Source organism: Salmonella sp. SAL04157, assembly GCF_046551635.1.
GTDB lineage: Bacteria > Pseudomonadota > Gammaproteobacteria > Enterobacterales > Enterobacteriaceae > Salmonella > Salmonella enterica.
In genome coordinates this window covers 403680-418018 of record NZ_JBGDVS010000004.1, presented here as the reverse complement: position 1 = coordinate 418018, position 14339 = coordinate 403680, and the positions used below count along the sequence as shown (strand labels likewise).

Below are 14339 nucleotides of genomic sequence, written 5' to 3'. Positions count from 1 at the left end.
AATGTATCCTATCGCAACCGAGTTAAAAGTGGGTAACAATCAACTGGATAGTTACCTGCCTGTACGCAATAAAAACAACGATATTAGCTGGCAATTCGTCACCGGACTGGCCCTTAGCTACGCGCTGAAACGTAAAATTGAAGCCTACGATCCTGACCAATTCCGTGAAGATTGTAAAACACATATGCAGGAGCTGCTGGATGAGCCTGCATTCTGGTCGGTGCTGGAACGGATGTATTTTTCCAGTCAGGATATTTTCCGTGTATCCCCTCTTTTTTTACTGTTTCACGCTCAGTTTGTGGGCGAAAAAATAAGTGCGGGATCTACGGCAGATAAACGTCTTGGTACGCTGTTTGCCAATTTGATGGGCGATTTCAGCCTTCGTTACCCCATACAGGACAGACTGAACTTCATTGAGCAGCAAATGCTGAATAAGCTCAATGAAAAAATAAAATTGCTGGGGAAAGGACCTTTTGCCGAAGAGCAACCCTATCTTCCATATATGGTCACGTGTTTTCAGTCCGATCTGGCGTTTTTGGCGGAGCACCCACAATACCTTTTACAAGAATTGACCAACACCCTACGTTTGTACGCCTTTAGCTGGTGCGCTCAACTGGCGCTCAATCTGGACAACTGGCAGGACGGCGAACCACAAAGCAAATCACTGTTTTTTATTCTTGATAGCGAAAAAGCCAGCTCCGAACGGGAAAAGGTGAAACGTTATGGCTATAAGCTGTTCGCCAGCCAGAGCGAAAAACTGTTCCCGATACTTTCCGCGCTGGAGGTGTTGCAGGTAAAAGGGGAGAAAAAACGCCCTCTCTGGCAGGTATATCAGGATTGTTTGAATTATTCGGGTCCCCCAAATCAAGTGTTAGATGAGATTAATGATTACATACAGAAATTTATTAGTAAGGAAGAACGAGATCTTCCTGCTCGTGACCGCGCAACAAACTTGGAAAGTGCTTTCAAACAGCTATTATCCGTTGCCGTAGAGCAATTCCAGGATAAAAAAACTAACCGCGCGGATATAAATAAGAACTACATTAAGGAGCTGGAAAACCAGATTTGCACTGACTTCATTCAGGTGCGCGGTCGGGCAGGGAAAGTGCTGGTGCTGAATCAGGATCGTCTTCTGTTGCTGACCAACCTCACCGTGGGCAAAAATGACAAACTCCGCCTGCACGAACTGTTGCGTGGTTTTGAACAGCGCGGTTTTTATCTGGATAATCAGTCGGCGCAAACGCTGGTGGCGTTTTATGAACGCATGGGAAATGTAGAGCGAATGAGTGATAGTGGAGACGCCGTGTATGTCCGTAAAACAGTATGAAACCTATCTGGCAGAAACCTTTATTGAATGGGTAGGTGGCATCATTCAGCCCGGCGAGCGCTACCAGTTCAAATCTCCCGATCCCGATAATGCCCTAAAACTCTGGGAAGCATTCGTCTCTCTGGCGAACGGCAATCGGTTGGAAATTGCGCCAGGGCAATATATTGATTGCCTCCTCTGCAATGGTGTTCAGCTTATTCCTGTACTGCACGGTGCCGAGGCTCCAGCATTCACAGAAAACTACATTTCTCATTTGCGCGATGAAGTTGCAGGGCGCAGCGGCGTTTTTGCCCAAACAGCACTGCTGATTATTCACAACAGTATGCTCGATACCCTGATTAACAGCACGAAAGACGTGGCAGCGCCGGATGCTATCTGGTACCCACAAACTTTCAGTCATCAACTGGAAAAGCTCATTACCACTGATAGTAACCGTTCGGAATTGTCCCGCTGTTTGCTGGAGGATCAACTGGCGACGGTACTGGATGAAGGCGCTACTGTCTTTGGTTTCTCGTCGCTGTATCGCTTGCTGGATGATGGCAATCTGGATTTCTCCGAGCTTCATCTGTTTAAAGATGATGAACTATTGAACTATAGCCAGAAGCAGCTACGCACCCGACTGAATGAAAACCGGAAATTATATCGCCAGATAGAAGATAGTGTTGAACGCTACAGTGGACAACTGGAGAATGTGCTGCCTGAGTTTAGTACAAAATTCATTCAGGAGCATTTTTACGATAAAGATGACTGGCGTGAGCTCGATTTCTCCGACTATAGGAAAGAGAAAGAGCAGAACAGTGAACAAAAACTGGTGCTGGAGAACGTCTCCGTCGAAAACGGCGAGGTTTGGCAACGGGCGAAAAGCGCCAGTAAGGCAGGCAAACGTGACATCAGCTTGCTGGTGCAGGTGCAGCCAGGGCAATCAAAGGCTGAGCTGGAGTTTTGTTTTCAGGGTAATGATCTTCAGGATAGCCAGATAAAGATTGCTCATAATCGCCAGTTAAAGACTGAACCCTTCTGGCGTACCAGCCGGGCGGGCGGCAAGACTTCCCGCATTATGGCGTCGGTGCCTTTTGACGGGCATCCCTGCTTCTTTAGTCTTGAGCTGACCAACCGCAATAATTCAGCCGAAGAGTATAAATTTCGCCTGTTGTTGGTCGAGCAGGGACAATTCTGGCTAAACGATATTCAGCACTGCTACCGTGTTGAGCCCGGTAAAGATCAAATAACCCTGCAACTGGAAGATAACACGCTGCGTATTGCCGAGTCTGGCAACCTGACCTGTACGTTGGATGATGAGAGCGAAGACATCGACTGCCAGCATTATGCTCAGGTGAATTTTGAGACGCTGGCAAATCAAAGTGACCTGGTTCAGTTTGCGCTCGTTTCCGGTGATTCCCGTCTGTCGTTTAACATCGAGGGACCGGGAGCAGAAGAAGGGCTAACGCTACCGTTGCTTTTTGACCAAAGTCGTTTCAATAAGTTGTTCAAAGAAGAGGGCAATGCAACCTGGAACCGACTAAAAGGGCGCATCATACTCGATAATACTGAACACAAGGTTGTCGGTGTACGCCAGCAGTTGTTGATACTGGAAGCCTCATTAATTGAGCAACGTCTGCTGGGTACGGGAAGTGACGATAGCGAGTTTGCGTTGGATGAACTTCTTGCCAGCTACCCCGATCTCCATAACGCCTATGAACAGTTATTTGCCTACTATCATCGTCGTAACACCCTACCGAGTCTGGTGTCGTGGTCAGCAGAATATCGCACACTGGTCAGCTACATTGTTACTACGTTTGAACAGGCACTCCAGCAAATCGGCCTGAGCAGAGCGCTGACAGCGCAGGAGAAACGTCTTCTGCATTTGGGGATCTGCCGCAATGATAGCCATGAGCGTCTCTCACCACTGCACCCATTAGTGCTGGCCTACCATCTACAACTGGCAGAAACTATCGTTGCGGAGTCGGAACAGAACGATTCGGCTTCATTTGCCACACTACCGCCGATCACTCTTGATCGCTTGATGGTTTCCGGGTTAATGCCGTTTGTTTACCACAGTGAGCATGAATACGCGCAACTACAGCCGGTGGAAGAAAACCGCTTTTGGATTGACGCGGTTCCCCAGCGGAAGGTCAGCCATGACTACGTTAAACGTCTGGTAAAAGACAAACTCAATGAGTTCACGGACGCTTACGCTCGATTGTTCCAGAGCGCTGAAAACAGTGCGTTGATTATCAATGCCATTAATCAAGGGAACGCCAAAGAACTGTTTCTGGGATTAGTAGAATATTTTAAACAAGAAAAAGAGCACGCTATTTCGGTGCATGTGAACTGCTACGATGAACGTTTGCTACCCAATATGTTCGATCACTTTGCCGAAAGTGGTAGCTATGAGCAGCTTAAAAACGATCTCGATCTGAACAGCGGCGTATGGCGGGCGGAAGCCGATATGCTGATTGACCTGCTGCGTAGCCGGTTAACGTTCAGCAAGTTTGTACTGCCGTCAGAAAGCGACAAGCTGGCCTATGCGCATCTGGCATTTTTCATCAATACAGCACCTGTGGATTGCCGCCAGATCCGCATTGAAGATGCGTCTAGCGGGGTATTGTGTCATGGGTTGATCGCTGGGGAAGGTGCCGAAACGCAGGGAGATGCTTACTTTACCGCGTTTGGACTGCGAGATGTGGATACTGAGTCCTACTGCGCCCTGCGTCTTGCCCGACTAATCGGCTGCCTGTGGCAACCCGCACGTCAAAGCAACAGCCAGTATCATGGACAAGGGATCGGCCTGGCCGTGAGTGGCAATTTTAAACAGCTGCTCAATTACTCTTACAATAGCGCGCTCTGGACCACCATCATTGATCCTAAAGTCACCCTCGACTTTTTTACCAGCCAGAAAGATGTGGTGCTTATCCACTATTCTGACCAGTACACCAGTTGCGCAGGCTACGATGCCGTCACCGTCACGAAACAGGTTGATTTGTTCCTGCGGTTGCTCCAGACCGGAAATCAGTCAGGGCAGCCTGCTGTTGATAGTCAGCATTTGCTGGCTGAATTTAACGCCTTTAACGGTGAATGGCTGCTGAAAATGCTGCGTTCCAGTGAAAGAGAGCGTAAAGAGAAGCACGGCATTATAGGTGCGTACAAATTTGTGCAATCTATGTTGCACCAGTCCGATATTTGCTGGATTCCGTTATCGGTGGCCGAAATGATCCGCGTGTCCGGCAATGTCGGGCTGAAAATGAAAGAGAGCGATTTATCGAGAAATTTACAGGGTTATCGTAAAGGTGCGATCTCTGATGATGTGCTCTTTGTTGGTTTCAAAGAAAACCGTCTCTATCTGTTGCCGCTGGAAGTTAAAACCGGGGCGCGGCCTGACTACAGCTATGCAGGCCAACAGGCTCGTGAGCTCAAACGTTATTTACAGCAGGATATTCTGGAGCCACAAACGCTGGCATCGCAATTGTACCGGGCGCTCTTTATTCGTCAGGTGCTGATGCAGGTGGAGAAACTGCGTCTGTATGGTGTGCTGGACAGCGACAAACTGGCTCCCTTGCTGGATCGACGTGAATGGTGGTTAACGGGAGACTATCAGTTAGGTGAATTGGCCGACTATGTGGACGGCATCGTCGTGGCGCATGTGGACAGCGCAACCTGCTTTGCTCCCTCTTATAAAGAGACGGTGGAGAATATCTTACAGATCGAAATCCCTTATTCACTGCTACCGTCGCTGATCGCTGCGCAGGGGGATGAACCACCGCTGGCGGAACGTCATCGGGTGCCGGAAAAATATCGGCTTCAGCCAGTGTGTGATGCCACTCCGTCACAACCCGAAGCCGTGGTAGGAGTCACAACGCCGACTACTGCACAGTCCATTTCGGAACCGGGGTCGTTACAGCCCGCTGTATCAGTGGTGACTCCTGATATTAGCGATACACCATTACAGATCCTGTTTGGTCATGACGTTGCGCGCCAGATCCCATTGTATTGGGAGCCAACCAACACCGCGAAGTTCATGAATACCAATACCGGTATTATTGGAACAATGGGCACCGGGAAAACCCAGTTTACTAAATCGCTGGTCACACAGTTGATGCGTAATCAGTCCTGTAACGTTGATGGCAAACCTATTGGTTTGCTGATCTTCGACTACAAATCAGACTATGTGGATGAGGCTTTCCTGGATGCTACAGGGGCTAAAAAGTATCAGCTATCTTTGTTGCCTTACAACCCCTTATCGTTATTTGGTGATATGCCGATGTTACCCAGGCATACGGCTATGGCATTTGCTGAAACGATGGGTAAAGCCTACAACCTTGGCGTAAAACAACGCATGAAGCTGGTTACACTAATAATGGAGTGCTATGACTTAGCAGGAATAGTGCCTCATGATCGAGCAACATGGAATCGTGTGGCACCGACCATTGAAGATGTGTGGCAACAGTATCTGGCTCAAGATAAAGTAGACGAAGATTCATTGTACGCTGCACTTTATAACCTGGCAGGTTTCCAGATATTTGAAACAAATCCCGAGAAAATGACCAGTTTGTATGATCTGGTTGATGGCGTCACTGTTATTGAGTTAGCTGGTTATTCACAAGAAATTCAAAATCTGGTGGTAGCCCTGACACTGGATCTGTTTTACGCGCAGATGCAAAAGCGCGGTAAACCGGTGGTGCGGGGGGATTATCGTCAGCTCACTAAAATGATTCTGGTGGACGAAGCCGATAACTTTATGCGTCAGGATTTTTCCAGTCTACGTAAGATCCTTAAAGAAGGCCGTGAGTATGGCGTTGGTGCGATCCTGTCAACGCAAGAGATCACTCACTTTAAGACCGGGGAAAATAATTATGCCTCCTATATTTTAACTTGGGTGATCCATCGTGTTTCTGAGATTAGGAATGCAGATATCAAGGCGGTGTTTAACGTTGATGATAAAGGTGATCAGGAGTCTTTGATGGGGCAGATTCGGCAGCTTGAGAAGCATTTTAGTCTGTATGTTGATGGGGACAAGCAGGTTAAGAAGATGCGTGACCGGGCGTTTTGGGAACTAGTGAAATGACAATTATTGAAGCTATCGTGAATGTATTAAAAGAGCATGGAAAGCCTTTAGCGCATAAAGATATCTATGATTGTATTATAAATAAAAATTATTATTCATTTGGCGCAAAAGATCCCGTAGCAGTAGTCAGAGGTGAAATTAGGAAGCATTGTTACGGTATCGACTTCCCAAGTGCATCACCACGAAAAATATTTATTGAAGTAAAATCCATAGGACAATCAAAACCCTTATATGATTTATGGCAAGGGCAATTATCTAATGCCAGTTCTCTAAAGATTGAAAAAACAACAAAAGACCAATTACCAGAAGAGATCATTCATAGTAAATATATCGAGCATATAGATAATATAAAAAGTCAATTACTTGATGCTATTAACTCTTCTGATCCAGCGTTCTTTGAGCGGCTAGTAGTAACTCTTTTATTGAAGATGGGATACGGATGGAATGAATCTGAGGCGGGTAAAGTTGTTGGTGGCGCAGGAGATGAAGGGATTGATGGCGTTATAAATGAAGATAAATTGGGGTTGGAGAAAATATATATCCAAGCAAAAAGATATAATAGCAAAAAAGTTCCACCCAGTGAAATTCGTGAATTTATTGGTTCCGTGAATCAAAAAGGTGCACATAAAGGTGTATTTTTCTCATCATCCTGTTTTACAGAACAAGCAAAAGATAGTGCAAAAAAAGCACAAGGCATGACTATCACATTGATTAATGGTGAACAGCTATGCGAATATCTTGTCCAAAATGGCATGGGGGTCGCAAAGGTTGGCACTTATGAGCTTTATGAAATAGATAGAAACTTTTTTGATTTCTAATACACATAGGAGGCCATTTATTTTGGCCTCCAATCTAAGAAACTAATCGATCATTGCAGCAAGTCCCGGCCTGCCAATTAATCTTAAGCCAGTTTTAAAATTGCTAAGGAATGTCGTTTTTGAGAATAAATGGATAAACTTATCATGTTTTATTCTTTCCTTTTCTTCATTATCGATACCATTGACTCTTTCTAAGTTGGTCTGTAATTTTTCGTCAAACAATTCACTGTACTCTCCTTTTAATGCCATATAGCAAATTGTTTCCATTTTAATAATATCATCAATGGTTATACTATCTTTTATTGTTTCGAAAAAATCATGTTCAGGAAATTCATTGCTTATCATTATATCTGATATTTTTACAATGCCACCTTCCGATTTATTAGCAACTTTAAATTTTCTAGAACTATGATTATTAATTATTAATGTGATTATTTTATCATTTAAAATAGATATATCTGACTCTATTCCTATGTTTCCAGCAAACTCTCTATGGCCTTCAATTAATTTAATTGCACGTTCGAAAGCTTTGTTACTTAAATCGTATTTATCTATAAACTCCGATTTTTTTATTAAAAAATCACTATCATCATTCCCCCATGTGTCACGATTTGGCAATAAATCTGATAGTTCAGATAATTGTTCTCGACTTAACTCTTTTGTACGAGTTTCAGTTTTATGCTCTTCTACATAACACTCAGATGCATTCAAAAAACATTTTAACTGCGATGTTAGCTCCGTAATACTTGACTGGAGTGCAAGGTAGTTTATAACTTTTCTATCTGGTATTATTTGATTGTTGTCTTTTCTTACGGGATAGCGAAATTCCTGAGCTGTTGGATCTAATTGAGCAATTTCAGTAATAAGGTGATCAATAGATGATATTATCTCTATGAATATAGGAGCCCTCGGTGTCTTCTCTTTTAAACAACTCCATAATGTATCTATATCATGTCCATGGATATCTCCATCAGTTATGTTAATACCACAATCACGAAGATTTGATAAATGAGATTTTAATGCCAGTTCTATACCATGGCGTACTGAATACAGTATAGGAAATATTACAATATCCAGATCCCCGGTGAGTCTCTCTGATATGACTTTATCACATAAATAATTTGCCGCATTGAAATACCCTTCGGCATAGGAATAGAAATCATGGATATTATCACCACCAACACATGCGTTTAGTCCATCACTATCTTCGGGTGAAAAAATGCTATTAAAGTTCATTTTTTAAATACCTGTATTTTGCTCGGAGAAGTATCATACTCCTCCGAATGGTATTTAATATTTTATCTATAAACGGAATTGTTACAATGATTGAACAAAATCCTTTAAACTCCGATGATTCCTCAATGCAGCAATCCCATCCTCTACATGTGCCGCCCATGCCTTAATAATATCTTTCTGTGCCATGTGCGGATAAAGCATCTTTAACACCAACTCCGTAGCTTGCAATGTTTCCCCCAGCCACGTAATTTTATCCAGCACCAACGAACCATCCAGCTTCTTACTATCCCGCTCAGGCGAATAGCGAAACTCACTCTCCACCGAGCGGAAAAATGCCAGTCGAGCCGCGACATTCGGCGTAATCCCAGTATATCCTTTTAACTTTTTAAGCTGGTCCTCAGTCTGACGACTAAGCGCCATTCGATTCGGGAGCATCAGACAGCCTCCTTAGTTAGTTCCCAGAAATAACCGGGTTTCAGCGCAGATGATTTGGTATGTGCATTAAACACAATCTCATAAGCATGAGAAATATCATCACGCAGTCGATCGACGAAATAACGCTCGTCAACTTCAGTATCGGTGGATAGCAGCACAACCTGATGGCTGGCTTCCGGGAAATAATGATTAATCAACTTATCCCGGTGCTGAGAATCCAGACGCCCTAACGGCGTATCAATAATCACCGGGAAATCACGCCCAGAGGTTTTTGCCAGCGCCTCAAGAATGGCAATCGCATAAATCTGCTTTTCACCCGCAGAAAGCAGCTTACGATTAATCACCGACCCCTTTTCATCCACCAGTTCAACATCAAATGTCTGTGGATTTATGTGCGCATTAAGCTGTAAATCCTCTTTACGGGCCAGCTTGTGGTAGGCAATTTCAAAGTTAGCAGATAACTTTTTCACTCGCGCCTGCGTTAGTACATTGCTGTAGTAATCGAGCAGGTTAATGGTCTCTTGTGCATTTTTAAATGCGCTGCTCAAACCATGCTGGCTACGGGTGATGTCATGTGCTTTCTGTACCTGACGAACACAATCCAGTTGCTGCTGTTTCGTCCGTTTAGCCTCTTCCAGCAGAGAGCGGTATTTTTGCCGCTGTTTTTCACGCTTATGATCGAGATCGCGTAATGCTGCAAAGAGATCCATTAACTGCTCGTCTTCCGGGGCGCGAGCAATATTGGCAGCGGCCTGCTCCAGTTGTTGTTCAATATCCGCTAATTGATGGCGGTACATATCAAAACGCTGCCATGCTTTTTTGCTGTCCTGCTCAATGGATTGCTGGAGCATACCGGCTTCACGTTCAGAAATATCAAACAGCAAATCACCTTTTGGTTTGGTTGCCATATATGCGTCCAAATTATTGGTAATCGCTTCGGTAGCAATGGCTCTGGTACTACTCTCACTGCTGGAACGGAACGCGATATCATTTTTGAGTTGAGTTAAAAATTGATTTAACTCTGTCTCAAAAATTTTCGCCTGCTTGATCTGCGCTTCATTGGCAATTTTTTCCAGCAACCGCGACAACGTATTAGGCGCTAATGCATAGGGCAACGATCCATCGCATTCCTGTCGTAACGCTTTTTCCAGACGCTCTTTTTCTTTTAACAGCGTTTCAACTTTCTGTTTTTCCTGTGCTTTGGTCTGGGCAAATGCGCCGCCCTGCGCATTTAACAATCCCTCATGGCGAATAATGTCCTGGGATAAAAATTCGATCCGCGAGTTGACGAAATCGGCTTCTTCCAACAATTTCTCCGCCTGACCGGCAAGTGTTTTAATCTTTGCCTCAAGCGCTTCAACCTGCTGTTGCTGGGAGCCACCCAACTGGGCAGTTTGCTGGCGTTTGACAAAAATCATCAGATCATTTTGCAGTCTGGCGATCAGATCCAGTCCCAACAAACGACGCACCGCTGTACGCAGAATATTGCCGGATTCATCTTCCGCCAGCTCTGCAATCTTCTCTCCATCAAAAAAGAAAAGATCGGCGACACCGTGAGGAATTAATTCATTCAAAAATCCCTGACACTGGTCATAACTGAGTTCACTACGCGGTTGCCCGTCCTGCTGCAAAGAGAGACGATCTTTCTTTCCTTTTTTCCAGCTACGCGTGACGGTAAATTCAGTCTCATGGCCGTTTTGGTTGTAGGTAAACGTTAGTTCTACTGCGGCCTCATCCGGACGCTCTGCCGTATACGTCCCGTTATGCACCAGCGCCCCGAGCTGCTCAATATACTCCTGCTGCTGCATTGCCGGGCCAAACGCTAAACGTCCATACAGTGCCAGCCGAATTGCTGACAAAATAGATGTTTTCCCTGCACCATTTAAACCACCAAATAGCACTATTGGGCGAGGGTTTACTTCATGCGGGCGCTTTCTGGGAGCCAGATCGATGGTGTGTGTGCCGCAAAATACGCGAAAATTATGTAATACCAGTTGCTTAATGAGCACGTTCATTTTCCTCATCGATAAGCACAGACGATTCGCCCGCATCGATAATTCTGCGCTGTAAAGTCTGAAGTTCAGCTTCCAGCTTTTCAACTTCGTCCTGATGAATATCCCGATCGTTGCGTTTTTGCAATGTTACCTGTTGCTGCTGGATCTCTTCCAGGCTGCCCCAGTCCTGCTTCAAAATTGTGCCGAGCTTGTCAAAAATCCCCTGACGACGACTTAATCCTTCCATCGAGGTTTCCAGCTCAATCAGTTTCATCACCATTTCAGGTACTACGTCGAACCCTTGCGTTATCTGCGCCAGCAAATCAGCATCGCTGGCATCAAAGCGCGACTGATCGTCAACCACCCAATTCAGATCCTGCTGATATACCTCACGGTAAATCTCCGGCAATGTGTCGTGCCAGTCTGGCTCGTTAGGATCTTTCAACCACTCCTGACGGATAGCGTGCAGCTCCGGCTGGGTAATTAACGTAATCGTGTGGCCCTGAGCGTTTAAATCACGCTCAATTTCCAGTAAGTTTTTTAACCACTGCTGGCGGTATTTGAGCCAGTAGGGGCCAGGAACATGCTTACGCTCTGCACTGCGATCTTCGCCGTCTTTAGCGTACTGATAGCTCACCTTACCGGTGCGGCGTTTATAGTTGCGATAGGTGTCTTTATTCGCCGGATCGGTGGTAAACGCCAGCAGATCACGATATTTCAGCAATGGCGACATCCACTCTTCGCCATTTTTGATCAGACTTTCCATCGCTTTATCTTTGGTGACTACGGTACAGGTCCAGCAGCCAAAGCGAGAGTTCCCGCAAGAGGGGGTACTTTCGTCGATCACTAGGGGACACTCACCCTGTGCGGAAGAGTCCATATACAGCGTCCACAGCGGACGGTTGTTTCCACCCCACGGGCTTTCCCATTCGTCGATATCTTCAGGAGCATAGCGGAACGCGCCGCGCAGCAGTTTCCAGACGTCCTCTACATCCCAGGTATCAATAGGGGTATAGATAAACGCATTTGCCAGTGTGGTATGCCGGGCCAGGCGTGAGCCATCAATTTTGTGCTTTGCGATGACCTGCGCACGGGAGGCACTTTCGCTACTACGTGAGCCGAGGACAACAATCACTTCATCAAACTGGCTGACCTTATCTTTAATAAAGTCGCTCACCGGATTGATTTTCATACGCTCGGTACACCAGCGAAAACTACGGGTTGGGGCCGGATAACCTTTCCCCAGTAAATTGACCCAGAAGGTTTCGTTAGTTTTAGGCGTTACCGCATGTTGAGTGATCGGCAGATCATTACGCTTTGCGCCTGCTTCAATCTGCAACATTGTTTTTTTAATTAAATCTACTACCACTGGCGTTTCCACCAGCGTATCGGATGACACCACAAAAACATCTTTGCTGCGCATTTCCGGGGGCAGGCCGAGCAGGGCCAGATACACCAGCGTGATCACGGCGGAAGAATCTTTCCCGCCGCTATAGCCAATTACCCACGGACGCTTATCCGCACAATAAATTCTTTGAACTTCAGCAACATATTCGGCCAGAGGGCGTCCAGCGAACTGCTCTTGATTAATAAAATCTTCGTATTCGGCTAAATCGTAGGCCTGAACTAATTTACTCATGAGACAACCATTTGAGCTTCAAGCTCCTGTTCTTCAGGAGTGAGGGGGATTGAGAGAGCGGTTTTTAGTGCATTGCAGGTGAGCTGGATCGCCGTATTGGTTTTACTCAGTTTGCCGTGCTGCATCGCACGTTTGATGAGATCCGGGTTGTTTCTGCGCCAGTTAAAAGTTTTAAGTGCAGCTATTTTCTCCGGCCATTGCTCAGGATAATCCGTTAGCAGGGTATATCCCAGTTGCCCAAGTGCCTGCAATCCAATGCCATGAGCGTGAACATAATCTTGTCGTAACTGAACCGGTGAAACCTCTTTTTTAGCCGCTAGCTGCCAATCCGGCATCACGTTAAAAATAGCTTGCCAATATTGGGTAGCTATTTGGGTGCATTCCTCAAAGTTGTTCTCTTTGGGATCTTTACCCAACAATGCGCGGGTAGCCTGCTTGATGCTGCTCAACGTAAATAACTTATTCGACCGCTGACTGATGCCTGATTTTTCCAGTTCTGTCATCCCAACAAACGGCTCTATGGACATCGCCAGATAACGTGCCAGATTTGAACTGGCATCGCGATGATCGTATAGAGACGCCAGCGACGGGCTGGGGCGAATGGCGTATTTATTCAGATCGGCGAACATCTGCTGGCTACGTTTTAAGCCTTCATCAACAAAGAACAACACCGGAATATTATCCTGGCCCAGCTCCGGGCGAGCATCCAAAGCGTCTTCAATCGCTTTACGGCGGTGCTGACCGTCGTTGATCAGAATTTGTGCATCCATTGGCACGCATAACGTCCCCAAGTTGTTGGAGTTGGGAAACTCATCAAACTGAACGTCAACGGCAATGGACGCTGTCAGAGCTGAAAACACATAATCTTTTGGATTTTCCAGCAGATAACGCACCATTTCGGGGATGCGTGATTTATTCAGTGTGCGCTGTGCGCGTAACTCGGGCGGAACGTCATTTTCATCAAAGCTGAATATTTTGGGGATGATACGCATCGGGCATGTGGCAATATAGAAAGGACGACCTGCCTGTATGCCACGTATAGCCGGAAACGAGTAGCAGTAGTCTGCATCAACACTAGCCATGCTGTAATCCGTGTAAAAATCGAATGAATTGAGTTACGTGATATTTTACGTAATGCTTGATAAAATTTATAGTTTTTTTATGTTTTACGTAATTTTTTGCGTACAGGATTCCATATCTAAGAGTGCTCGTGGCTGTTGTGCTATTATTTTAACCTCCGGGGGAGATGACGCTGATACCTCCTGTCGTTAACGGTAGAGGGATGTTCGATACGGTGATTATCTCAACATTGCCCGAGCGTGTAAGAAACTGAATCTAAATTAACTCCAGGCATCTGATCCGTTTGGTGGGGGCATGAATGAGAAACTGAATACGTAACCCCACCACGTCCACTGGTTCTGCGGCTTGTTGCGCTGGACAGATTGGTGAGACCAGGCAGTTGTTTGAAGGTTTTGGTTCTATGTCTCTATTGACTAAATGGTATTGCAGGTGCTTTTCGGTCTGAAGAAAAAGCATAAACCTATTATGTTCGAATTGGCGTTGCTGCGTGGTTACCCTGTTATGGATAGCATTGATGCGGTTATGTGCATATTGATGAAGAGGCCAAGGATGAAATTGCGCTATACAGATTGGTCGGAACTCATAAGCAGGGGCATTGTGCCCCCGTTATTGATGGAGTTTCGAGAATGGCACGTACACGCGCCCAGCGCCGCCACCATGAGCGGCGTTTGAAAGCAATCCGCAGGCATTATAATAATGCTGGAAGTTGTTCGTCGACGCATGTTGGCATGGTTTACCACACTCCCTG

Annotated in this window: 8 protein-coding genes; 3 read left to right on the top strand and 5 right to left on the bottom strand. The window is 45.8% G+C overall.

Annotation, left to right across the window (positions count from 1 at the left end; all coding sequences use genetic code 11):
* Nucleotide 1: 1 nt before the first annotated feature.
* The 3 genes from dptG to ACLJRE_RS11780 are packed head-to-tail and all read left to right on the top strand — an operon-like array spanning nt 2 to nt 7207.
* The gene (gene dptG, locus ACLJRE_RS11790) at nt 2–1327 is read left to right on the top strand and encodes a DNA phosphorothioation-dependent restriction protein DptG (RefSeq protein ID WP_023212807.1); all 1326 of its coding nucleotides are present in this window, start codon (nt 2–4) and stop codon (nt 1325–1327) included.
* Nucleotides 1308–6389, top strand: a complete 5082-nt coding sequence (dptH, locus tag ACLJRE_RS11785; protein WP_023212806.1) for a DNA phosphorothioation-dependent restriction protein DptH — start codon at nt 1308–1310, stop codon at nt 6387–6389. The genes dptG and dptH overlap by 20 nt, the downstream gene beginning before the upstream one ends.
* A complete protein-coding gene (locus ACLJRE_RS11780; protein ID WP_023212805.1) occupies nt 6386–7207 on the top strand; it encodes a restriction endonuclease in 822 nt (273 codons plus the stop codon). Before dptH ends, ACLJRE_RS11780 begins: the two co-directional genes overlap by 4 nt.
* 42 nt (nt 7208–7249) lie before the next feature.
* Here ACLJRE_RS11780 and ACLJRE_RS11775 read toward each other — a convergent pair whose 3' ends face one another.
* The 5 genes from ACLJRE_RS11775 to dndB form a co-directional block, all read right to left on the bottom strand.
* A complete protein-coding gene (locus ACLJRE_RS11775) occupies nt 7250–8443 on the bottom strand; it encodes a hypothetical protein (protein ID WP_023212804.1) in 1194 nt (397 codons plus the stop codon).
* 81 nt (nt 8444–8524) lie between these two features.
* The gene (gene dndE, locus ACLJRE_RS11770) at nt 8525–8878 is read right to left on the bottom strand and encodes a DNA sulfur modification protein DndE (RefSeq protein ID WP_023212803.1); all 354 of its coding nucleotides are present in this window, start codon (nt 8876–8878) and stop codon (nt 8525–8527) included.
* Complete coding sequence (gene dndD, locus ACLJRE_RS11765; RefSeq protein WP_024147028.1) at nt 8878–10887, bottom strand: DNA sulfur modification protein DndD; 2010 nt, start codon at nt 10885–10887, stop codon at nt 8878–8880. The genes dndE and dndD overlap by 1 nt, the downstream gene beginning before the upstream one ends.
* Nucleotides 10877–12511, bottom strand: coding sequence for a DNA phosphorothioation system sulfurtransferase DndC (gene dndC, locus ACLJRE_RS11760; protein WP_023212801.1), 1635 nt, complete (start codon nt 12509–12511; stop codon nt 10877–10879). Before dndC ends, dndD begins: the two co-directional genes overlap by 11 nt.
* Nucleotides 12508–13593: a DNA sulfur modification protein DndB gene (gene dndB / locus ACLJRE_RS11755; protein ID WP_023212800.1), complete on the bottom strand. Its 1086-nt coding sequence runs from the start codon at nt 13591–13593 to the stop codon at nt 12508–12510. Before dndB ends, dndC begins: the two co-directional genes overlap by 4 nt.
* Nucleotides 13594–14339 lie beyond the last annotated feature (746 nt).